Below are 22,480 nucleotides of genomic sequence, written 5' to 3'. Positions count from 1 at the left end.
AACGTTCATATGATTCCCGCTGTGGTGATCGTCCTGGCGGTCCTGGCCGGTGTGGCCTTCGACCCGCTGCACCCGCTGCCGGGCGTGCCGGGGATCGCGATGCTCGTCCTGCAGCTCGTGCACTGCCTGCCGCGGCTGCGGCGGTTGCGCGGGCCCTGGACCCTCGCCGCCCAGGCGGTGCTGTTCCCCTGGGCCGGGCCGGGAGCTGCGGGCATGCTGGCGTCCTCGGTGCTGCTGCTCATCGCACGCCCGGTCCGCTGGGCGGCGTTCGCGGGGGTGCTGGCCGCGGCCGGGCTGCTGAACCGCGACGACGCCTACACCTGCGCCAACGCGGTGGTCAACGCACTGGCCCAAGGGCTGATCATCTTCGGGGTGACCCGGCTCAGCGATCTGCGCGCCGAGCTGCACGCCACGCGAGGCGAGCCGGCCGCCGAGTCGGTCGCGCGGGAACGCGACCGGGCGTCCCGGTCCCTGGACGCCGCGCTCGGCACCGCCCTGTCGACCATCATCGGCGCGGCCACCAGGGGCGAGACGGCCGGCATTCCCGCGCTCGCGCGGGAGGCCGCCGCGCGGGCCCGCGCCACGCCGAACCCCCCGGAGGAACCGCCGCACGGCGACCTCACGCCCCGGCTGGCCCTGCCCATCCTGATCGCCGCGCACGCCGGGTTCCTGGTCGTCTCGGTGATCTACCTGCGGTCGGTCCGGCCCCCGGCGCCGCTGCTGGCCGCGAGCGTGGCCGCCGTCCTGGCGGTCTGCGGACTCCAGCTCTACCACTCGCTGCCCCGCCCGCCCGGCGCCCTGCCCCGCCACGCCGCGTGGACCCTGCCGAGCCAGATCGTCCTGGCCTGCCTGCCGCTGTTCGCCCCGGGACGGCCCTATCCGCAGCTGGCCGGATTCGCGGCCGGGTCGATCCTGATCGTCCTGTACGGCCGCGGCGGGCGGGTCGCCTGGCCGGCGTTCGGAGCGGTCCTGCTGGGCGTCTTCGCCGTGCTCGCGGTCCGCGGCGAGCCGCTCGCCCTCAACGCCTACTGGACGTTCAACGCGGCGGCGATCGCGGCGATGTTCTACGGGCTGGCGCTGCTCACCGGCCTGGTCTACCAGGTGCGGGAGGCGCGGCTGGCGCTGGCGGAGATCGCGGTCGCCCGGGAACGGCGGCGGATCGCCCGGGACGTGCACGACCTGCTCGGGTACGGCCTGTCGGCCATCGCCGTCAAGGGCGAGCTGGCCGCGCGGGCGCCCGACCGCGCCGAACGGGAACTCGCCGACATCGCGCGGATCGCCCGCCGCGCCCTGGCGGACCTGCGTGCCATCCCGGGCGCGGACGACCACGACCTGTCGCTGGAGGCGGAACTGGAGTCCGCGCGCGACGTCCTCGCCGCCGCGGGAATGGAGGTCACGGTCGAGGCGCGCCTCGGGCCGCCGCTGCCGCGTGCCACCGACGCGCTGCTCGCGACGGTGCTCCGCGAGGCCGTCACCAACGTCCTGCGGCACAGCAGGCCGAGCCGCTGCGCCATCACCGCCGACCGCGTGGACGAGTACGTGCGCCTGCGCGTCGTCAACGACGGCGCGCCCGCAGACGGGGACACGAACGGGGACACGGATGGGGACACGGATGGGGACACGGGCGGGGGGCAGGGGCTCGGCAACCTCACCGCCCGGGTCTCGGCCGCAGGGGGCCGGCTGGACGCGGGACCGGCCGGCGACGGCCGGTACGAGCTGCGCGTCCTACAACCAGCCGGCCTCGGTGGCGATGCGGACGGCGTCGAGGCGGTTCCGCGCGTCTAGCTTGGTGACGATCGCCCCCAGGTAGTTGCGCACGGTGCCCTTCGACAGGTAGAGCCTGGCGGCGATCTCCGCCGGGTCGGCGCCCTCGGCGGCCATGCGCAGCACCTCGACCTCGCGCGGGCTGAGCGGGTTGCGCCGTCCGCTGATCGCGGCCGCGGCGAGCTGCGGATCGATCACCCGCTCACCGGCGGCCACCCGGCGGATCGCGTCGGCGAGCCGGTCGGGCGGCGCGTCCTTGAGCATGAACCCGTGCACACCGGCGTCCAGCGCCCGGCGCAGCAGCTCCGGACGGCCCAGGGCCGTGAGGATCAGGACCCGGCACTCGGGGACCCGGGCCGCCAGCTCGGCCGCCGCCGTCACGCCGTCGAGGCCGGGCATGTCGACGTCGAGCACCGCCACGTCCGGGCGGTGCTCCCGCGCCGCGGCCACGACCTCGTCCCCCCGCGACACCTCCGCGACCACGCGCATCCCCGGGTCCAGGCCCAGCAACGCGACCAACGCGCCACGCAGGATGTTCATGTCCTCGGCCACCAGCACCGCGATGACGCCGCCGTCCTCCACGCTCTCCCCCCAACTCCACTGCCCCAGCGAACCGTCCCCGACGATTCTCCAGGGCCGGCCTCAGGAGCGTCGCCCGAACACCAGGACGGTCGCGGCGGCGAGGGCGGCCAGGGCGCCGCCCGTCCACAGCACGCCGGGCACGGCGACCGAGTCGACGATCCGGCCGCCGAGCAGGGCGCCCAGCGCGATCGCGCCGTTGAAGCCCGACACGAACACCGCCGACGCGGCCTCCGGCGCCGACGTCCCCGACCGCAGGAACCAGGTCTGGACGCTGACGGACACGCCCCCGTATGCCAGGCCCCACACCACCAGCAACGCGACCGCGCCGGCCGGGGACGTCCCCAGGAGGGGCATGGCCAGGACGGCGGCCGCGAGCACGCTCGACACCGTCACCAGGGTGCGGCGCACGTCGCGTCCGGCCGCGGCACCGGCCGTGAAGTTGCCGATGATCCCGGCGGTCCCGTAGACGAGCAGCAGCCCGCCGACCGCGCCGGCCCCGATGCCCCCGACCTCCTCCAGCACGGGACGCACATACGTGTACGCGGCGAAGTGGCCGGTGACCAGCAGCAGCGTGAGGGCGAGCCCCACGCGCACCCGGGCGTTGCGCAGCAGCACGCCCGGCACGTCGCGCAGCCGCGCCACCCCGACCGGCGGCATCGCCGGCAGCAGCAGCACCAGCGCGGCCAGCACGACGAGGGCGGGCACCGTCATGACCGCGAACGCCGTGCGCCAGCCGGCCGCCTCGCCCAGGAACGTCCCGGCGGGCACGCCCACGACGGACGCGATCGCCACCCCGCTGAAGATCACCGATGTGGCGGTGGCGACCGAGCGCTCGGGCACCAGCCGCACCGCCAGGCCCGCCGCCACCGCCCAGAACCCGCCGATGACCAGCCCCACCAGCACGCGGGCGAGCAGCAGCACGGCCAGCGACGGCGCGAGCGCCGAGACGGTGTTGGCCACGGCGAGCAGCGCCATCAGCCCGCACAGCACGATCCTGCGGTCCACCCGCGCGGTGGCCGACGCCAGCACGGGCGCCGCCAGCGCCGCGACGACGCCGGGCAGCATCACGGTCAGGCCCGCCGTCCCCTCCGACACCCCCAGCGTGGCGGCGACCGAGGTCAGCAGCCCCACCGGCAGCATCTCGGTGGTGATCACGGTGAACGTGCCCGCGGCGACCGCGCCCACCCCGAGCCAGGTCCGCGCCGCGGACCGTCCGGCCGCCCGCGCGGCGGTCTCTCCGGTCTTGACGATCATGCCTCCAGCCTGCGGCGACGTCCTGTCCGGAACAACGGCGAGCCGCGCATCCTTGGATTAGCCAGGCTCATCGATCGAAGGGGCGGCCACGGTGACCGGGCTGGACATGCGGGAGCTGGAGTGCTTGCTGGTGCTCGGCGAGGAACTGCACTTCGGGCGGACCGCCGAGCGGCTGTACCTGTCGCAGGGCCGGGTCAGCCAGCTGCTGCGCTCGCTGGAGCGGCGGATCGGCGCCCGGCTGTTCGAGCGCACCAGCCGCCGCGTCCGGCCGACGCCCCTCGGTGAACGGCTGCTGGCCGAGCTGCGTCCGGCGTACGAGGCGATGCAGGAGGCGGTGGCCGGGGCGCGGGCCGCCGCCCGGGGCGTGGAGGGCGTGCTGCGCGTCGGGTTCCTGTCCGGCTCGGCGCACGAGTGCGTGATCGACGCGGTGGAGGCGTTCCGGCGGTCGCATCCCGGCAGCGACGTCACGCTGGTGGAGATTCCGCTGTCGGACCCGTTCGGCGCGCTGCGCGCCGGCGAGGTGGACGCGGCGATCCTGCTGCTGCCCATCGACGAGCCCGACCTCGTCGTCGGCCCGGCGTTCTCCAAGGAGCGGCAGAACATCGCGCTGTCCGCCCGGCACCCGTTCGCGCGCCGCGCCTCCGTCCGCGTCGAGGAGCTGGCCCAGTGCCGCCTGCTCGACATCACCGGCCCGGCCCCCGCGTACTGGCGGGAGATCAGCGCCCCGACCGTCACCCCGGACGGCCGTCCGATCCCGCGCGGCCCGGCGGTGCGCACCATGCAGGAGGCGCTGGCGATGATCGCCGCCGACCGCGGCGGGATGCTGTTCTGCACCCCGACCTCGCACCACCACGCCCGCAACGACATCGTGTTCGTCCCGGTCGAGGGCCTGCCCGACTCGTCCCTCGCGCTCGTCTGGCACCGCGACGCCGAAACCGAACGCCTCCGCGCCTTCACCCGCACCATCGGCGAGCTCTGACGTCACGCCTTCCTGCCGCCGGATGAGCGACACATTCTCCGGGAACGCCCGCCGTCGGCGCGCTACGCTGCTTACAACATTACAGAGAAACAGGGGCGTGATCGCTTGATCGTCGAGTACATCCGCTACCGGATCGACCGCGCGGACGCCGATGCGTTCGAGGCCGCCTATGCACGCGCCGCCGCCTCGCTGGACGCGGCGCCGCAGTGCGTCGACTACGAGCTGTCACGCTGCGTCGACGAGCCCGAGTGGTTCGTCCTGCGCATCGCCTGGACCTCCGCCGACGACCACCTCAAGGGCTTCCGCCAGGGCGAGCACTTCCCGTCGTTCTTCGCCGAGATCAAGCCCTACGTCCGCCAGATCGAGGAGATGCGGCACTACGAGCGCACCTCCGTGCGCGGCGCGGGCGGCTCCGTGCCGACCATGCACGCGTGGGCCGGCGGCACCGAGGCGTTCGAGCGGCTCACCGAGGTCTTCTACGCCAAGGTGCTCGACGACGAGCTGATCGGCCCCCTGTTCGCCCACATGGACCCGGGCCACCCCCGATACGTGGCGATGTGGCTGGCCGAGGTCTTCGGCGGCCCCGACCGCTACACCCGCGAACGCGGGGGCTACTCCCACATGCTGTCCCAGCACCTGGGCAAGGGGATCACCGAGCCGCAGCGGCGCCGCTGGGTGAGCCTGCTCATGGACGCCGCCGACGAGGTGGACCTGCCGTCCGATCCCGAGTTCCGCGCCGCGTTCGCCGGCTACGTCGAATGGGGCACCCGGCTGGCCGTGGCCAACTCCCGGCCCGGCGCGAACCCGCCGCGGCAGGCCCCCGTCCCCCGCTGGGGCTGGGGCGTCGCGCCGCCGTACACCGGCTGACCCTCGAAAGCGCCGCCCGACGCCCAGGCCGGGGCGGTGTCGGGGGCGGATAGGGTACCCCCGCCAGAGCGGCGAAAGTTGAGGGCGATGCTGTTTTCCATCTCTGAGTCCGGGTGGTGGGTGATCGCGATCGGGGTGACGGTGTTCTTCATGGTCACCATGGGGAGGCTGTCCGCCGGCCTGGATCTTCCCGAAGAACTGCGAAGCACACTGGAGGAGCAGGCCAGGCGGGGGCGGTGGGTGTTCTACATCGTGACGCCGATGATCACGGCCGTCGTCCTGCTGGTGAACCTGCTCCGGCCCGAACCGGCACCGCAGATCCTGTTCCTGTACAGCGTCGCGTTCGCCTCCATCCCGTTCGCCATCTACCCCGTCCGCGGCCGGCTGCTCAAGTACTACGTGGCCCAGCGGCAGAATCCCGGCACCGAGGTCAAGCCCGACCGGCTCATCACGGTCTGGATCGTCGGTTTCCTGTCCGCGGTGCTCCTGGTAACCGTGATCGCGTTGATGGCGACCTCGTACGGCTCGCCGGGCTAGCGCCGCTTCGGGGAGACGGGCGGGCGCCGGACGCGGCTGTCCGCCGAGGCCGTCGCGGGCGGTGAGGCGTGGCCGGTGCGCCAGTGGATGAGCAGGGCCGAGACGCTGACCGCAGTGGCCAGGGCCATGCCCGCGCGCATGCCTGACAGGGCGTAGCCGGACAACGCCCAGGCGGTGGTGGCCAGGGCGGGGCCCAGGGAGAAGCCGAGCTGCCGGGCCAGGCTCTGGGCGGCGCCGACCGTGCCGCGTGCCTCGTCGTGCGCGTTCAGCATCAGCATCGCGAAGTTGGGGCCCGCGAACAGGCCGGTGCCCGCCCCGGCGACGGCCAGGCGCCAGCTCAGGTCGGCGGGGCTCCAGGCGGAGTCGAGCGGGATCATCAGCGCGGCGCCCAGGCCGCCGACCAGCACGCCCAGCCCGGCGGTGCGGGACGCGTTCCAGCGGTCGGCGAGGAAGCCGCCGAGCGGGCCCGCCAGCACCATGCCCGCGGGGAAGGCCAGGATCGCGGTGCCCGCGGCGGCGGCCGACAGGCCGAGTTCGCGTTGCAGGTAGAACGGGGCCAGGAACTCCACCAGCGCGACGACGACCGCGTTCAGCAGCACGAGCAGCAGAGGGCCGTTCACGCCCGGCGTGCGGATGAGGGCGCGTGCCGGACGGCTCGCGTCCATGCGCCTCCACAGCAGCAGGGGCGGCGCGGCGGCGAGGGACAGGGCGAGCCAGCCGGGGCCGTGGCCCGCCGCGAGGGAGAAGCCGAGCAGGATCGCGGCCATGGCCAGGGTCAGCACCGCGCACTCGGCGAGCAGGTCGCGGGTGGGAGGCCGCAGGGGGCCGTCGGGGGTCATCTGGGCGAGCGCCACCGCGATGACGAGGACGCCCAGAGGGCCGTTCACGTAGAAGATCCAGGGCCAGCCCCACGCCTGGACGATCAGGCCGCCGAGCGCGGGGCCGCTGACGGCGCCGAGCGGGCCGAGCGTCATCACCAGCGACGTCGCCCGCGCCACCTGCCCGGGCCGGACGGCTCGCGTGGCGACCATGGGGATGAGGGCGAACAGGGTCCCGGCGAAGGCGCCCTGCACGACGCGGGCCGCGACCAGCCAGGCGAGCCCGGGAGCCGCCCCGGCGGCGAGGCTGGCGAGGGTGAAGCCGCCGACCAGCGCGACCAGGGCGGGCCGCGCGCCCACCCGGTCGAGCCACCGGCCGGCGGGCAGCGTGACGGCGACCAGCGGCAGCAGGTAGCCGAGGACGACCCATTCGGTGGCGGCCGTGCGGACGCCGAAGTCGCGCTCCATGGCGGGCAGCGCCACCGCGACGACGCTGGTGTCCAGGGTCGCCATGAACACCACCAGGCCCATCGCGGCGACCAGCGGCCAGCGGTCGCGGGCGGGTTCCGACACATCGTCCTCCCGAGAACTACACAGCATGTGCAGAAAAAAGTACACATATCGTGTAATTCCAGCAAGAGCGGGGAGACCTGGGAGCATGTCCGCCATGGCTCGGGAGATCGACGCACCCCGGAACGCGCGCAGCCGCCGGTCCCGGGCGGCGCTGCTGCGCGCCGCGCGCGAGCTGATCGAGGAGCGGGGCGTCGAGGCGGTCACCATGGCGGCGGTCGCCGAACGCGCGGGCGTCACCCGCCGCGCCGTCTACCTGCACTTCCGCTCGCGCGGCGAGCTGATCACCGAGCTGTTCGGGCACATCAACGAGACCGAGGACCTCGAAGGCCGGTTCGCCGTGATCGGCGACGCGCCCGACGCCGTCACCGCGCTGGACCGGTTCGCGCGGGCGCACGCCGAGTTCATGGCGCGCGTCCTGCCGGTCTCGCGGGCCGTCGAGCGGGTCGCGCACACCGACCCGGACGCCGCCCGGCACTGGGAGACGACGCTGTTCTGGCGCCACGAGACCAACAAGGCCCTCATGCGGCGCCTGCACGACGAGGGCGTCCTGGCGCCCGGGTGGACGGTCGACACCGCCACCGACATGCTGCTGGCCCTCATCTCCAACGGGGTCACCCACACGCTGCTGGACGAACGCGGCTGGAGCACCGAGCAGGTCGGCGAGCACATGGCCCGCGTCCTGCGTTCGACGTTCGTCGCGCGCTGACGGCGGCCCGCGGCGGCGCCCGCCCGCGCACCCCGGCGACTACCCCCGTTCGGGGGTGGCGCGTGTCACAGTCATGCCCAACCATCCTCCTAACCAGGGCGGCGTGTGACGGCCCGGGTACCGAGGAGGATGTGCATGGCGGCAGTGGAGTTCCGGGCGGCTCGCGACTTCTTGCTCGCCCATCGTGACGACTACGCGACGGCGTACGAGAAGTTCCGCTGGCCGGTCCTGACGGGGTTCAACTGGGCCCTGGACTGGTTCGACAAGATCGCCGAGGACAACGACCGGCCCGCCCTGTGGATCGTCGAGGAGGACGGCTCGGAGGCGAAGTACTCGTTCGCCGAGCTGTCGCGGCGCTCCAACCAGGTGGCCAACCGGCTGCGCGCGGCCGGGGTGCGGCGCGGCGACCGGATCATCGTCATGCTCGGCAACCAGGTGGAGCTGTGGGAGACGCTGCTGGCCGCCATGAAGCTCGGCGCGGTGATCATCCCGGCGACGCCGCTGCTCGGCCCCGCCGACCTGCGCGACCGGCTGGCGCGCGGCAAGGCCCGGCACGTCGTCGTGCGCTCCTCCGACACCGCCAAGTTCGACGGCATCCAGGGCGACTACACGCGCGTCGCGGTCGGCGAGCCGGTCGACGGCTGGCTGCCGTACGACGTCGCCTACCAGGCCGACGACACCTTCGCCCCGTACGGCGCCACCCGCGCGAGCGACACGCTGCTGCTGTACTTCACCTCGGGCACGACCGCCCAGCCCAAGCTGGTGGAGCACACGCACGCCTCGTACCCGGCCGGGCACCTGTCGACGATGTACTGGATCGGGCTGCGGCCCGGCGACGTCCACCTCAACATCTCCTCGCCGGGCTGGGCCAAGCACGCCTGGAGCAACGTGTTCGCGCCGTGGAACGCCGAGGCGTGCGTGTTCATCTTCAACTACACGCGCTTCGACGCCGAACGGCTGCTGCGCGAGATGGACCGCTGCGGCGTGACGAGCTTCTGCGCCCCGCCCACCGTGTGGCGCATGCTGATCCAGGCCGACCTGACCAAGCTCCGGACTCCGCCGCGCGAGGTGGTCGCGGCGGGCGAGCCGCTCAACCCCGAGGTGATCGAACGGGTCCGCGCGGCGTGGGGCGTGACGATCCGCGACGGCTTCGGGCAGACCGAGACCACCGTCCAGATCGCCAACACCCCCGGCCAGCAGGTGCGGCCGGGCTCGATGGGCCGCCCGGTGCCCGGCTACCGCGTCACGCTCGTCGACCCGGTGACCGGGGAGCCCGGCGACGAGGGCGAGATCTGCCTCGACCTGGACGAACGGCCGCTCGGCCTGATGGTCGGCTACCACGGCGACGCCGAGCGCACCGACGAGGCGATGGCCGGGGGCCGCTACCACACCGGCGACATCGGCGCCCGCGACGCCGACGGCTACATCACCTACGTGGGCCGCGCCGACGACGTGTTCAAGGCGTCCGACTACAAGATCTCCCCGTTCGAGCTGGAGAGCGTGCTGATCGAGCACGAGGCCGTCGCCGAGGCCGCCGTCGTGCCGTCGCCCGACCCGGTGCGGCTGGCGGTGCCCAAGGCGTACGTGACGCTGACGGCGGGCTGGGAGCCGACCGCCGAGACCGCCGCCGCGATCTTCGCGCACAGCCGGGCGCAGCTGTCGCCGTACAAGCGCATCCGGCTGCTGGAGTTCACCGACGACCTGCCCAAGACCATCTCCGGCAAGATCCGCCGCGTCCAGCTGCGGGGCGACGAACTCGACAAGCATCCCGACGCCGACGCCCGCCCGGCCGGCGAGTTCCGGGAGGAGGAGCTGCGATGAAGACACCGGGGAGTGTGGGGGGTCGTCCCTCCGCAGCCGACACGACCGAGCTCTCGTACGCGTCCGGCACGTCGGCCACGCCGCTGCTGGGCGACACGATCGGCGCCAACTTCGACCGCACCGTGGCGCGCTTCCCCGACCGGGACGCGCTCGTCGACCGCCCGACCTGGCGCCGCTGGACGTACCAGCAGCTCGCCGCCGAGGTCGACACCGTCGCGCTGGGCCTGGACCGGCTGGGAGTGCGCAAGGGCGACCGGGTCGGCATCTGGGCGCCCAACTGCGCCGAGTGGGTGATCGTCCAGTACGCCACGGCCAAGATCGGCGCGGTGCTGGTCAACATCAACCCCGCCTACCGGGTGCACGAGCTGGAGTACGTGCTCAAGCAGGCGGGCGTGCGCACGCTGGTGGCCGCGCCCGCGTTCAAGACCTCCGACTACGCCGCCATGATCGAGCAGGTGCGGCCGAACTGCCCGGACCTGCGCGACGTGCTGCTGCTCGGCGGCGACGCCTGGCGGGCGCTGGCCGAGTCCGGACGCGCCGCCGACCCGGCGCGCCTGGCCGAGATCGCCGCCACGCTCGGCGCGGACGACCCGATCAACATCCAGTACACCAGCGGGACGACCGGGTTCCCCAAGGGCGCGACGCTGTCGCACCACAACATCCTCAACAACGGCTTCTTCGTCGGCGAGCTGTGCGGCTACGACGAGGAGGACCGCATCTGCGTGCCCGTGCCGTTCTACCACTGCTTCGGCATGGTGATGTGCAACCTGGCGGCCACCAGCCACGGCGCGTGCATCGTCATCCCGGCGCCGTCGTTCGAGCCGCGCGCCACGCTGGAGGCGGTCGCCGCCGAACGCTGCACCTCCCTGTACGGGGTGCCGACGATGTTCATCGCCGAGCTGAACGACCCGTCCTTCCCCGCCCACGACCTGTCGTCGCTGCGCACCGGCATCATGGCCGGGTCGCCCTGCCCGGTCGAGGTGATGAAGCAGGTCATCGAGCGGATGGGCATGGGAGAGGTGGCGATCTGCTACGGCATGACCGAGACCTCGCCCGTCTCCACCCAGACCCGCGCCGACGACTCGCTCGACCGGCGCGTGTCCACGGTCGGCACCGTCCACCCGCACCTGGAGGTCAAGATCGTCGACCCGCAGACCGGGGCGACGGTGCCGCGCGGCACGCCCGGCGAGCTGTGCACCCGCGGCTACTCGGTGATGCTCGGCTACTGGGACGATCCGGAGCAGACCGCCGAGGCCATCGACGCGGCCCGCTGGATGCACACCGGCGACCTGGCGGTCATGGACGCCGAGGGCTACGTCAACATCACCGGCCGGATCAAGGACATGGTGATCCGGGGCGGCGAGAACATCTACCCGCGTGAGGTGGAGGAGTTCCTCTACACCCATCCCGACATCGTGGACGCGCAGGTCATCGGCGTGCCGGACGCCAAGTACGGGGAGGAGCTGATGGCCTGGGTCCGGCTGCGTCCCGGCGCCGAGCCGCTGACCGCCGAGTCGCTGCGCGAGTTCTGCACCGGCCGCCTGGCGCACTTCAAGATCCCCCGGTACGTGCACGTCGTGGACGAGTTCCCGATGACCGTCACCGGCAAGGTCCGCAAGGTGCAGATGCGCGAGGAGGCCCTCGACATCCTCGGCCTGCACGACGTGGCGGCCACCGAACACGCCTGAACCCTGGCGGTCACGGCGCGGGTCGGGGCATGCTGGCGGACATGGGAGACGACGCGGGGGCGTTCCGCTCCTCCGTCCTGTCGCTGCACCGGGTGACGGGGTTGCCGGTGGTGTTCGGCGGCGCGCTGAGCGGCCCCGAACGGCTGCGCATCAGCGAACTGGTCGGCAACACCACCGAGTCCCTGTCCGGCCTGGTCGTGCGGCAGGGGTCCGGGCTGGGCGGCAAGGCGATGGCCACGGGACGGCCGATGTGGGTCAGCGACTATCCGCACGCGCCGTCCATCACCCACGACTACGACAAACCGGTGACGCACGAGGGCCTGCTGACGGTCATGGCGATCCCGATCGTGGTGCGGCGGCGGGTGCGCGGCGTGCTGTACGGGGCGCTGCGCGAGCCGCTCGGCCTGGCCGACCGGGTCGTGGCGTCCGCCGTGCAGACCGCCCGCGACCTGGAGCAGGACCTCGCGGTACGGGACGCGGCCGACGAGGCGCTGGCCCGCGTGCAGCGCGAGGCCACCGCCGACGAACCGCGCGTCACGGCGGCCCGCTGGGAGGAGGTCCGCGCCGTCCACGCCGAGCTGCGCGGCCTGGCCGACCAGATCGCCGACCCGGCGCTGCGCGACCGGCTGCTGGCCGCGTCCACCCGGCTCGCCGCCGCCGGTTCCGACACCCGCGCGTCCGGCGGCCCGCCGCGTCCGGCGCTGTCGCCGCGCGAGCTGGACGTGCTGTCGTACGTGGCGATCGGCTGCACCAACGCCGAGGCGGCGCGGCGCCTCGGGCTGCTGCCCGAGACCGTCAAGAGCTATCTGCGTTCGGCCATGCGCAAGCTGGACGCCCACACCCGCATGCAGGCCGTCGCCGCGGCCCGCCGCGCGGGTCTGCTTCCCTGACCGCGCCGGGCCGTCAGGTCCGTGAGATCGAGCGGCCCGGCGACGCGCTGCGGGGTGACGGCGTCCACGGTGACCGAACAGCTCGGCCCCCGCGGCGTGCTGCCGGCCTGCGGTCGCCAAGCCCGCGCCGGGCCTCGATCGCTCGGCGACGGCCATGGGTGCCCCCATGGCGCCCGCCATCGTACGTCCACGAAGCTAACACTTTTACGAACACCTGTGTTCGTAAGACCCGACACACGGCGGCGGCCCGCAGGACCGCCGCCGCTGCCGTGCCTCACCGGGGCGCGGTGGTCACTTTGGTGGCGTGTTGGTCCATTCGGCGGTCTCGAAGACCTCGTAGGAGGCCAGTTCGCCCGGCTTGTGGAAGCGGTCGGGCATGTCCTCGACCTTCAGGGTGCGGGGCTTGCCGTTGTCCCCGGGCGGGAGCGGTCGGCTGCCTCGCGGTGGGGTGGCCACCAGATCGCGGATGGCCAGCAGCCTTCCTTCGGCGGGATCGATGATCCACTGCCGCCGGTAGGTGCCGAGCTGCTTGGGCGCGGTGTAGAGGCCGAGCGGCATGGTCGTCTCCAGCGGCAGGGAGATCACCGTTCCGGGGCGGCCCATCGGGTCGGCCGCCGTGCCCTCGGCCTTGACGCCGGGCAGGGCGGCGAGCATCCGGAACGCCGCCGCCCGTACGCGCGGCGGAGCGGGCGCCCTGGACAGCAGCGTCCCGGCGACCTCGCTCAGCGCACGGGTGCGTTCCTCACCGCGCAGGGCGCCAATGGGCTCCTGCCTGTTGCTGGAGGAGGACGCGTGCCAGTTGCCCCTGAGTTTCAGCAGGGCCTTCTCCAGCGCCTCGGCGTCGGTGGGCAGGCCGGCCACCTGCTTGACCGACATGCCGAAGTACTCGGCGTCGGTCGGCCGCATGGGCAGCCGGTTCCCCGGGGCGGGCGCGTTCATGAACACGACCGCCTGCTCGGGCCCATCGGGATTGGGCACCTCCACCGTCTGCGGGGACCCGGCCTGCCGCCACCTGCGCATGTCCTCGGCCGTCAACGGACGGCCCGCCAGGTCAACGTGCGCCCAGTTCGCCGAGCCGTCCGGGCCGACCCACACGACGTTCCGCTGCCGCGAATCGACCTTGTAATGGTCGGCCGCGCTCTTGCCGACCCCGTAGATCTGCCCCATGACGGTCTCGGTGTGCCAGTACCGGCCGGTCGGGGCCTTCTCCGCGTTGGACGCGGCCACCAGCAACACGTTTCCCGACAGGGGGACGGTGCCCTGGCCGCCCGGCCCCTTGGTTCGGCCCGACGATCCGCCGGACGAGATCAGGGAGACGGCGGTGACGGTGGCCGCGCCTGCGGCGATCACGCTCACCAGCGGGATCCGCCAGTTGCGACGGCGGCGGCGCGGCGGTGCGGCGTCGGGCCGCCAGCCGGTGCGCAGGGCGATCCGCTCGGGGGGCTCCTCCTCGGCCAGTGCGGTGCGCATCTGTCGCAGGGCGTCGAGTTCATCCATCGTTGTTCTCCTGGGGGAGGGCTTTGCGGAGCTTGGTCCGGGCCCGGTGGATCTTGGCCTTGACGGTGCCGAGGGGCAGGCCGAGCGTCGCCGCGATCTCGGCGTACGACATGTCGCCCCAGGCGAGCAGCAGGACGAGATGACGCTCCTGGGCGCTCAGCGACGCCAGCGCCCTGGCCAGGTGCGGGCCGAGCGCCGCGGCCGACGCACGGTCGCTGGCCAGGTCGGCGACGCCGTCCTCGGCCGGGTCCACGCCGGTCCGGGCGAACGCCCGGTACATGCGGGTCTCCTGCCGGTGGTGCTTGGCGATCAGATTGCTCGCGATGCCCCACAGCCACGCGCCGAACTCGGCCCGTCCGTCGAACTTCCCGCGCTGCCGGAACGCCGTGGTGAACGTCTCGGCCACGAGGTCGTCGGCGAGCGGGAGGCCGAGACGTCGCTTGACGTAGGCGTGGAGCCTGGGCGCATGGCGGTGGAACAGCTCGCCGAACACCTCGGGGGTTTCGAGGGAGGCCGCGACTATTCGCGAATCGTCGCGTTCGTCCCTGGCATGACTCACCATGGCCATGGGCCGGGAAGTCCCTTCATCGGGGGTGTCCTCCGCGTCTCGGGAGTGCTGACACCTCCTCTATCCCGAAGCCCCCGGCCCGGTTGCCTCCGCGAGGAGCGGTCAGATGAAGACGCTGAGTGTGGCGGCGACGGCGAAGCCGACGACGGACAGGATCGTCTCCAGCACCGTCCAGGTCTTCAGGGTGTCCCGAACCGACATGTTGAAGTAGCGGGAGACGATCCAGAAGCCGCCGTCGTTGACGTGCGAGGCGATGATCGAGCCCGCGGAGATGGCGATGACGATCAGCGCCAGGTGGGCCTGGCCGTGGTGCTCGCCCTGCAGCAGCGGCGCCACGATGCCGCCGGTGGTGACGATCGCGACGGTGGCCGAGCCCTGCGCCAGCCGCATCCCGCAGCTGATCAGGTAGGCCAGCACGATCACCGGCAGGCCCGCGTCCGACAGCGTCCCGGCCAGGGCCTTGCCGACGCCGGTGGCGGAGATGACCGCGCCGAAGAACGCGCCCGCGCCGACCACCAGCAGGATCATGCCGACCGGGCGCAGCGACCGGGTGGCCAGCTCCGACAGCTCGGCGGCAGGGATGCCGCGCCGCACGCCCAGCAGCCACATGGCCAGCAGCACCGCGATGGTGAGCGCGACGGCCGGGTTGCCGAGGAAGGTGAGCGTGGGCAGCGCGGCGCTGTCCTTCCACCAGACGGTGCCGAACGTGGCGAGCAGGATCAGCACCAGCGGCACCGCGATGACCAGCAGGACCAGGCCGAGGGACGGCTCGGGCCGCTCGGCGGCGCGGCCCTTCTCCCCGCCGGCCGTCTCCCCGCCGGCCATCTCCTCGCCCACCACGTAGTCCTCGGGCACGGTGACGTGCACGCGCTTGCCGATCCACGCGCCCCACGCCACGCCCGCCACCAGGAACGCCGGGACGCCGCACACCACGCCCATGACGATGATCCAGCCGAGGGACACGCCGAGCAGCCCGGCGGCGGCCACCGGCCCGGGGTGCGGGGGCAGGAACGCGTGCGTCATCGACAGCCCCGCCAGCAGCGGCATCGCGTACAGCACCAGCGACCGCCCGCCCCGCCGCGCGGTGATGTAGACCAGCGGCGCGAGCACGAAGATCCCGATGTCGAAGAAGACCGGGATGCCGAAGATCAGCCCGGCCAGGCCCATCGCGAGGGGGGCGCCGCGTTCGCCGAAGACGCGCAGCAGGCGGCGGGTGAGGACGTCGGCGCCGCCGGAGGCCTCCAGGATCGCGCCGAGGATGGTGCCGAGCCCGATGATCGGGGCGATGTGCCCGAGGATGCCGCCGAAGCCGGTCTCCAGCAGGGAGTTCTTGGAGCTGAGCGCGGTGCCGACGATCTGCTCGACGCTGAGCCCGGCGGCCAGCGCCAGCGCCAGACCGGACAGCAGCAGGGAGATGAACGGCTCCAGCCGCACCCTGATGATGAGGAACAGCAGCAGCGCGATCGCCGCCGCGCAGAGCAGCAGCAGGCCGCCCGTGTCGTGGTGCAGCCAATCGATCATGTGGGGGTCCTTCTGGTGGGGGGCGGCCAGAAAGCGGGTGTCAGGAAGCCGGGGGCAGAAAGCGGGGGTCAGCGAGTGAGGGTGTCGGGGCCGCGGCGGAGGGAGCGGCCGGGCAGGGCGCCGGTGTGGGAGCCGTCGTCGATGACCGCGACGCCGCCGACGAAGACGTACGGGATGCCCTCGGGACGCCGCCGTGGCGCGTCGAAGGTGGCGGTGTCGCGGACGGTCTCGGGGTCGAACAGCACGAGGTCGGCGTGGAAGCCGGGACGGACCAGGCCGCGGTCGGCGAGCCTGAGGCGGCGGGCGGCGCGTCCGGTCAGGTGCGCCACGCACTCCTCCAGCGACAGCACGCCCAGCTCGCGCACGTACCGGCCCAGGTAGCGCGGGAAGGTGCCCCACCCGCGCGGGTGCGGCTTCGCGGCGGCGCCGGCTTCGGTGACCAGGGGCAGGATCCCGTCGCTGCCGCCGGTGTGCACGGGGTGGCGCATGATCGTCTGGACGTTGTCCTCGTGCCCGACGTGCTGCAGGATCGTCGTCCCCAGCTCGTCGGCCACCAGGCGTTCGCAGAACACCTCGAACGGGGGACGGCCGGACGCGGCGGACAGCTCGGCGACCGTCCGGCCGACCGCCGACGGGTCGCGGGAGCCGGAGATCTCGATGGTGTCCCAGTCCATGGGGACGCCGTGGCAGCCGTCCGAGCCGTCCACCTCCATGACGTGCCGGATGCGTTCGCGGGTCCCCGCGTCGGCGAGCCGCGCCAGGGTCGCGGCGGGCCCGCCCTCGGACGCCCAGCTCGGCAGCAGCGCGGCGAGCGTCGTGGAGCCGGGCAGGTAGGGGTAGGTGTCGAAGGTGATGTCGCAGCCGCCCGCGATGGCGTCGTCGAGCAGGCGCAGCAGGTCGGGGGCGCGTCCGGCGTTGACGCCGAAGTTCATGGTGGCGTGGGCCAGGTGCAGCGGGCAGCCGGACCGCCGCGACACCTCCACCATCTCCGCGTACGCCGCCAGCGCCCCCGCGCCGTACGAGCGGTGGTGCGGGGCGTAGAAGCCGCCGAGTGACGCCACGACGCGGCACAGCTCGACCAGCTCGTCATCGCGGGCGTACATGCCGGGCACGTACGTCAGCCCGCTCGACATGCCGACCGCGCCCTCGCGCATGCCGGTGGCGACGAGGTCGCGTTGCCGGTCGAGTTCGGCCTCGGTGGGCGGGCGGTCGTCCCAGCCCATGGCGAGCACGCGCACCGTGCCCTGCGGGACGAGGTAGCAGGCGTTGACGGCGATGCCCTCGTCCAGGCGGTCGAGGTACTCGCCGACGCTCCGCCAGCTCCAGTCGAAGCCGTCGGGGTCACCGTTCCAGCCCGCGATGGTCTGGCGGATCGCGGGCAGCGTCTCGTCGTCGACGGGCGCGTACGACAGGCCGTCCTGCCCGAGCACCTCCGTCGTGACGCCCTGGCTCACCTTGGCCGTGTGGTCGCGTTCGACCAGTAGACGCAGGTCGGAGTGGGCGTGCATGTCGATGAAGCCGGGCGCCAGCACCAGGCCGGACGCGTCGATCTCCCGGCGGGCGCCGCGCGGCAGCCGGTCGTCCACGGCCTCGACGCGCCCGTCGGTGACGGCGACGTCGGCGACGCGGCCGGGCGCGCCCGTGCCGTCCACGACGGTGGCGCCGCGGATGAGCAGGCCGGACATCAGAACCACGTCCGGATGAGGTCGACCACGGCGGGGGTGTCCGCGTCGGCGTCGTCCACGACGGGGATGAGCGTCCACTTGTCCAGCACCGTGCACGGGTGCGACAGGCCGAGCCGCACCACGTCGCCCACCCGCACGTCGGCGTCGCGGAGGAAGGCGTGCTGGTCGTTGAGGGCGGTCACGCGGGCGTCCGCGACGGGCGCCGTGCCCGCGCCGCGGACGAGCTGCGGCTCGGGAAGGCCCTCGTCGAACGACAGGTCGCGCCGTCCGGCGTCCAGCAGCGCCAGTGCGGGTTCGGGCCGCGACACCACGCGCGCCCACGCGTGCATCGCCGACCGCAGCCGTTCGCCGTGCCCGGTGCCGCGCGCGAACGGCGAGATGGAACGGTAGAACCCGTCGTCGTGGACGACGTACGCGCCCGAACGCAGCACCACCCGCGCGTCGAGCCCGGCGAGCACGTCCACCACCTGGTCGAAGAACGCGCTGCCGCCCGCCGAGACGACCGGCTCGTCCACCTCGTAGGCGAGGCGCTCGTGCAGGGCGGCCATCCTGCGCAGGTAGGTCTCGACGGCGGCGCGTCCCTCGTCGGAGGCGTCGTGGGCGAGGGCGCCCTCGTATCCGGCGACGCCCGCCAGCCGCAGGGCCGGCGCCCTGCGCACGGCCTCGGCGACGGCCGCCGCCTCGTCGTCGTCGCGCACGCCCGTCCGGCCGCCGGGCCCGCCCAGCTCGACGCACACGTCCACGGGACGGGACGCGCCGGCCGCGCGCAGCGCCTGGTCCATCAGCTCTACGGACCGGACGGCGTCCACCCACGACAGGAACGTGAAGTCGGGGTCGCCGTCCAGCTCGCGTGACAGCCACGCCAGCCCGGCGGGGTCGAGCAGCGCGTTGGCCAGCAGCACGTTCCGCACGCCGAACGCGCGGCCGACGCGCAGCTGGGGAAGGTTGGCCAGGGTGATGCCCCACGCTCCGGCGTCGAGCTGGCGGCGCCACAGGGCGGGCGCCATGGTCGTCTTGCCGTGCGGGGCCAGGTGGACGCCCGCCTCCTCGGTCCAGGACGCCATCAGGCGGACGTTGTGGTCCAGGGCCCCGGCGTCCAGCGTCAGCAGCGGCGTGCCGAAGTCGTCCAGTGTCGGCCGGGTGCGCAGGTACTCCTCGACGGTCGCGCCGTCCGCCGCGGCCGGGATCGCCTTGAACCGCCAGTCGAGCCGCTCGGCCCCGAGCGCGTCGACGGCCCGCTCGTCGATTGCCTTCCCCAATCTGACCTCCTCGGTTGCATATAGCGCAACGTTGATTGCACAATATGCTGCTGCGGTTGTAGCATCCCCTGCGACAGGGGTCAATGGAGAGGCCGATGAGCCAGAGCCTGGGGCGGGCGCTGCGGATCCTGATCGAGCTGGGTGACGGCCCGCGCGGGCTCGACGACCTGGCCGCCACCGTCGGCGTGCACAAGACGACCGTGCTGCGGCTGCTGCGCACGCTGGAGGACGAGCGGTTCGTCTACCGCGACGGCGAGCACCGCTTCCACCTCGGCCGGCGCATGTTCGCGCTGTCGGCCGCCGCGCTGGAGCGGCGCGAGATCCGCGGGGTCGCCGCCCCGCACCTGGCGCGGCTGAACGAGTCGACCGGGCAGACCGTCCACCTGGGCGTGTACGAGGGCGGCGAGGTCGTCTACCTGGACAAGTACGATTCCCGGCACGCCATCCGCATGTACTCGCGCATCGGGTTGCGGATGCCGCTGCACGCCACCGCCATCGCCAAGGTGCTGCTCGCCGACCTGCCCGAGGCGCGCCGCGAACGCGTCGTCCGCGAGATCGAGTTCGTCCGGTACACGCCCAACACCATCACCCGCCCGGACGCGCTGCTCGCCGAGCTGGCGCGCGTGGCCGCGCAGGGCTACGCCGTCGACGACGCCGAACACGAGACGTTCATCCGGTGCGTCGCCGCGCCGGTCCACGACGTCACCGGGCGGGTGGTCGCCGCCGCGTCCATCTCGGTGCCGGACGTCGTGCTGACCCGCGAGCGGGTCATGGACCTGCTGCCCGAGCTGCTCGCCACCACCCGCGCCATCTCCGCCGACTGCGGACACCGTACGGAAGGGACGACGACGCCATGAGCGACAAGACCGAGATCCGCACCGACGGCGCGCCCGCCCCCGCCTGGGTCTTCTCCCAGGGGGTGCGCAAGGGGCCGCTGCTGCAGGTCTCCGGGCAGGGCCCGCAGGACCCGACCACCGGCGAGTACCTGCACCCGGGCGACGTGAAGGCGCAGACGCGGCGCGTGCTGGAGAACGTCAGGGCGATCCTGGAGGCGGGCGGCGCGAGCGTCGAGGACGTGCTGATGTTCCGCGTCTACCTCACCAAGCGCGAGGACTTCGCCGCGATGAACGAGGCGTACGGCGAGTTCGTCAAGGCCAACTGTCCGAGCGGCGTCCTGCCCTGCCGTACCACCGTCTTCGTCGACCTGCCGCACGAGTCGATGCTCGTCGAGATCGACGCGCTCGCCTGCGTGGCCTAGCCCGGCCGCCCACCGGGGCGGTGGTCGCGCAGGCGGCCGGTGGCCACCAGCTCCAGGGTGATCAGCACGGCGACCGCCTCGATCGCCAGCAGGCCGACCAGCACCAGCAGCTGCGTGGCGCCCGCCTCGATCGGGTCGGCTCCGCCGAGCAGCACGCCGACGAACGCGCCCGGCAGCGTGACCAGGCCGACCGTCCGGGTCTGGTCCAGCGCCGGGACGAGCGCCAGCGCCCCGGCCGACCGGCACACCTCCAGCGCCGCGTCCCGGGGCATCATCCCGAGCGACAGCCCGGCCTCGTACTCGCCGTGTCTGGTGCGCAGCTCGTCCACGGCGCGGCGCCCGGTGAGCGCGGTCGCGGTCATCGCGCCGCCGACGAAGATGCCCGCGATCGGCAGCACCGCCACCGGACGCGGCGGGACCACGGTGGAGGCCAGCAGCAGCGCCAGCACCGGCGCCACCCCCGCCACGATCGGCACCGCCGCCCACCAGGCGCGGCCGCGCACCGACCCGGTGACGCGGCGGCCCGCCGTGGCCGTCGCGACCACCACCATCCCGGCGATGAACAGGCCCGTCCATCCGGCGTTGCCGAGCACCGCCGCGATCAGCAGCGACACCGCCGCCAGCTGCAGCGCCGCGCGCACCGCGGCGACCGCGACCTCCCGGCTCAGACCGAGGCGGCCGAGCCGCACCAGCAGCGCCGCGACGGCCGTCAGCGCCACCAGCACCAGCCCCAGCAGCGGGCCGACCGAGGGTGCCGCGCTCATCCCGCTCCCCCTCCCGCACGCCGCCACGCGCCCGTCACCAGGAGATCATCTGTCGGCGAAACCATTGTGATCCGATTACACCGGCGTGACCCATGGGGTCACCGCTAACGTGGAGCTTGTGGGGCAAATCCAACTCAACATGACTTCTCGGCGTAGGGCACTGTGGCTGTTGGGCGCGGCCGGTCTCGCGGCCCTCAGCGCCGACGGCGTCCGGCAAGGCGCGGCATCCACCCGGAAGGCCGCCCCACCGCCCGACCAGGTCGCCCAGGGCCGGCCGGTCGTCCATGCCACTCCTACCCCGACGCCTACCCCTACCCCTACCCCCCGCCCGCCCGCCTGGACGCAGTCCCCGCTCACCGCGGTCAAGACCCCGATCCGCGAGCTGACCGACCTGTCCCCGGCGCCGCCGCCGAACACGATCGCGCTCACCATCGACGACGGCCCGCACCCCGTGTACACGCCGAAGGTGCTCGACGTGCTCGCCGAGCACCAGGTCACCGCGACGTTCTTCATCATCGGCGAGCAGGTCAAGGAGTTCCCCCGCCTGGCCCGCCGCATCGCCGACGCCGGCCACCAGGTGTGCAACCACACCATGACGCATCCGCTGTCGATGACGAGCCTGTCGGCCAAGCGGCTGCGCAAGGAGATCGGCGAGGCGCACGACCGCATCGCCCAGGTGACCGGCATCGTGCCGACGTTCTTCCGCTCCCCCGGCGGCGCCTGGTCACAGCGCGTCCTGGACATCACCGCCGAACACGACATGCTGCCGGTGGACTGGGCCGTCGACCCCCGCGACTGGACCCGTCCCGGCGTGGCCCGCATCCGCAGGACGCTCGTCGGCTCCAAGGCGGGGAACATCATGCTGTGCCACGACGGCGGCGGCGACCGCTCACAGACCGTGGCGGCGCTCCGCAAGGCCATTCCCGCCCTGAAGAAACGCGGCCTGACGTTCGTCGCCCTCTGACCGTCCCCGCAGAGTGCAGGCGCGGTGTTTCAGGGGACGGGCACGCTTTCTCGGGCGGGCGTCGTGATTCGGCGGCGCACCCGGACGAGAGCGAAGACGAAGAACGCCGCGCCGACCAGGATCATGAGCGCGATGGAGATCCATTCACGCGACCCGTCCGGGCCGTAGACGCGGCTTTCCCGGCCGATGTCGAAGGCCCTGGTCCGCTCGCCCTCGTGAAGCGAATTCCGTCCGCTGCCGTAGAGGGAGACGTCCGCTCGCCGGATCGTCCCGTCGTCGGAGCGGAATTCACCCGTCCAACTGCAGCTTTCGTGCCCGGGATGACTTATGCACTGCAGCCGCTGGGCCGTGAACATCCCCGGGGTGCCGTCGGCTTTCGCGGCCCGGACGGCGGGGGCGACATTCGGCACGCTCAGGTAGAGCAGATACGCCCCCGCCAGCAGCAACAGCACGGTGCCCAGGTGGGACGGCCGCCGACGGGCCAT

Annotated in this window: 21 protein-coding genes; 11 read left to right on the top strand and 10 right to left on the bottom strand. The window is 73.3% G+C overall.

The features are described from left to right. Positions 1–21: 21 nt before the first annotated feature. Positions 22–1,785, top strand: coding sequence for a histidine kinase (locus ABZ801_RS04115; RefSeq protein ID WP_360692493.1), 1,764 nt, complete (start codon positions 22–24; stop codon positions 1,783–1,785). Here ABZ801_RS04115 and ABZ801_RS04110 read toward each other — a convergent pair. Continuing rightward, positions 1,726–2,346: a response regulator transcription factor gene (locus ABZ801_RS04110; RefSeq protein WP_360692490.1), complete on the bottom strand. Its 621-nt coding sequence runs from the start codon at positions 2,344–2,346 to the stop codon at positions 1,726–1,728. The genes ABZ801_RS04115 and ABZ801_RS04110 overlap by 60 nt on opposite strands. A gap of 60 nt (positions 2,347–2,406) precedes the next feature. Next, positions 2,407–3,600, bottom strand: a complete 1,194-nt coding sequence (locus ABZ801_RS04105) for an MFS transporter (RefSeq protein ID WP_360692488.1) — start codon at positions 3,598–3,600, stop codon at positions 2,407–2,409. 91 nt (positions 3,601–3,691) lie between these two features. Between ABZ801_RS04105 and ABZ801_RS04100 the strand changes: the two genes are divergently transcribed. The 3 genes from ABZ801_RS04100 to ABZ801_RS04090 all read left to right on the top strand — a co-directional run bounded on the left by ABZ801_RS04100 (position 3,692) and on the right by ABZ801_RS04090 (position 5,983). After that, complete coding sequence (locus ABZ801_RS04100; RefSeq protein ID WP_360692485.1) at positions 3,692–4,579, top strand: LysR family transcriptional regulator; 888 nt, start codon at positions 3,692–3,694, stop codon at positions 4,577–4,579. Positions 4,580–4,684: 105 nt separating this feature from the next. Beyond that, complete coding sequence (locus ABZ801_RS04095) at positions 4,685–5,446, top strand: antibiotic biosynthesis monooxygenase (RefSeq protein WP_360692483.1); 762 nt, start codon at positions 4,685–4,687, stop codon at positions 5,444–5,446. 87 nt (positions 5,447–5,533) lie between these two features. After that, positions 5,534–5,983, top strand: a complete 450-nt coding sequence (locus ABZ801_RS04090) for a hypothetical protein (protein ID WP_360692479.1) — start codon at positions 5,534–5,536, stop codon at positions 5,981–5,983. Here the strand turns inward: ABZ801_RS04090 and ABZ801_RS04085 are convergent. Continuing rightward, positions 5,980–7,374: an MFS transporter gene (locus ABZ801_RS04085; RefSeq protein ID WP_360692476.1), complete on the bottom strand. Its 1,395-nt coding sequence runs from the start codon at positions 7,372–7,374 to the stop codon at positions 5,980–5,982. The genes ABZ801_RS04090 and ABZ801_RS04085 overlap by 4 nt on opposite strands. 94 nt (positions 7,375–7,468) lie before the next feature. Between ABZ801_RS04085 and ABZ801_RS04080 the strand changes: the two genes are divergently transcribed. From ABZ801_RS04080 to ABZ801_RS04065, 4 genes are all read left to right on the top strand, one after another. Beyond that, positions 7,469–8,080, top strand: coding sequence for a helix-turn-helix domain-containing protein (locus ABZ801_RS04080; RefSeq protein ID WP_360692473.1), 612 nt, complete (start codon positions 7,469–7,471; stop codon positions 8,078–8,080). Positions 8,081–8,215: 135 nt separating this feature from the next. Further along, positions 8,216–9,901, top strand: coding sequence for an AMP-binding protein (locus ABZ801_RS04075; protein ID WP_360692470.1), 1,686 nt, complete (start codon positions 8,216–8,218; stop codon positions 9,899–9,901). Next, complete coding sequence (locus ABZ801_RS04070; protein ID WP_360692467.1) at positions 9,898–11,589, top strand: AMP-binding protein; 1,692 nt, start codon at positions 9,898–9,900, stop codon at positions 11,587–11,589. Before ABZ801_RS04075 ends, ABZ801_RS04070 begins: the two co-directional genes overlap by 4 nt. A gap of 41 nt (positions 11,590–11,630) precedes the next feature. Next, entirely contained in the window at positions 11,631–12,479 is an 849-nt protein-coding gene (locus ABZ801_RS04065; RefSeq protein ID WP_344959005.1) for a helix-turn-helix transcriptional regulator, read from the top strand. 291 nt (positions 12,480–12,770) lie between these two features. Here the strand turns inward: ABZ801_RS04065 and ABZ801_RS04060 are convergent, their stop codons facing one another. The 5 genes from ABZ801_RS04060 to ABZ801_RS04040 all read right to left on the bottom strand — a co-directional run bounded on the left by ABZ801_RS04060 (position 12,771) and on the right by ABZ801_RS04040 (position 19,009). After that, complete coding sequence (locus tag ABZ801_RS04060; protein WP_360692462.1) at positions 12,771–13,976, bottom strand: CU044_5270 family protein; 1,206 nt, start codon at positions 13,974–13,976, stop codon at positions 12,771–12,773. Further along, positions 13,969–14,544 (bottom strand): RNA polymerase sigma factor, encoded by a 576-nt coding sequence (locus ABZ801_RS04055; protein WP_344959001.1) that lies wholly within the window; start codon positions 14,542–14,544, stop codon positions 13,969–13,971. The genes ABZ801_RS04060 and ABZ801_RS04055 overlap by 8 nt, the downstream gene beginning before the upstream one ends. Before the next feature lie 102 nt (positions 14,545–14,646). Then, a complete protein-coding gene (locus tag ABZ801_RS04050; RefSeq protein WP_360692459.1) occupies positions 14,647–16,065 on the bottom strand; it encodes a gluconate:H+ symporter in 1,419 nt (472 codons plus the stop codon). A gap of 68 nt (positions 16,066–16,133) precedes the next feature. After that, on the bottom strand, positions 16,134–17,750 hold the full coding sequence (locus tag ABZ801_RS04045; RefSeq protein WP_360692712.1) for a D-aminoacylase: 1,617 nt from the start codon (positions 17,748–17,750) through the stop codon (positions 16,134–16,136). Further along, on the bottom strand, positions 17,750–19,009 hold the full coding sequence (locus tag ABZ801_RS04040) for an alanine racemase (protein ID WP_360692456.1): 1,260 nt from the start codon (positions 19,007–19,009) through the stop codon (positions 17,750–17,752). The genes ABZ801_RS04045 and ABZ801_RS04040 overlap by 1 nt, the downstream gene beginning before the upstream one ends. Before the next feature lie 95 nt (positions 19,010–19,104). Here ABZ801_RS04040 and ABZ801_RS04035 point away from each other — a divergent pair, with 95 nt between their 5' ends. Beyond that, the gene (locus ABZ801_RS04035; protein ID WP_360692453.1) at positions 19,105–19,866 is read left to right on the top strand and encodes an IclR family transcriptional regulator; all 762 of its coding nucleotides are present in this window, start codon (positions 19,105–19,107) and stop codon (positions 19,864–19,866) included. Further along, positions 19,863–20,267, top strand: coding sequence for a RidA family protein (locus tag ABZ801_RS04030; RefSeq protein WP_360692450.1), 405 nt, complete (start codon positions 19,863–19,865; stop codon positions 20,265–20,267). The genes ABZ801_RS04035 and ABZ801_RS04030 overlap by 4 nt, the downstream gene beginning before the upstream one ends. On the opposite strand, the gene ABZ801_RS04025 is transcribed toward ABZ801_RS04030, so the two are convergent. Then, positions 20,264–21,031: an ABC transporter permease gene (locus tag ABZ801_RS04025; RefSeq protein WP_360692447.1), complete on the bottom strand. Its 768-nt coding sequence runs from the start codon at positions 21,029–21,031 to the stop codon at positions 20,264–20,266. The two genes, ABZ801_RS04030 and ABZ801_RS04025, sit on opposite strands and share 4 nt — an antisense overlap. A gap of 139 nt (positions 21,032–21,170) precedes the next feature. Here ABZ801_RS04025 and ABZ801_RS04020 point away from each other — a divergent pair, with 139 nt between their 5' ends. Then, a complete protein-coding gene (locus ABZ801_RS04020; RefSeq protein WP_360692445.1) occupies positions 21,171–21,995 on the top strand; it encodes a polysaccharide deacetylase family protein in 825 nt (274 codons plus the stop codon). A gap of 29 nt (positions 21,996–22,024) precedes the next feature. On the opposite strand, the gene ABZ801_RS04015 is transcribed toward ABZ801_RS04020, so the two are convergent. Then, positions 22,025–22,480, bottom strand: coding sequence for a hypothetical protein (locus tag ABZ801_RS04015; protein ID WP_360692442.1), 456 nt, complete (start codon positions 22,478–22,480; stop codon positions 22,025–22,027).

It is taken from the genome of Actinomadura sp. NPDC047616 (assembly GCF_040642915.1).
In the GTDB taxonomy this organism is placed as follows: Bacteria; Actinomycetota; Actinomycetes; order Streptosporangiales; family Streptosporangiaceae; genus Spirillospora; species Spirillospora miaoliensis.
The sequence above is the reverse complement of the archived record's forward strand: the minus strand, read 5'-3'. Positions and strand labels throughout refer to the sequence as shown.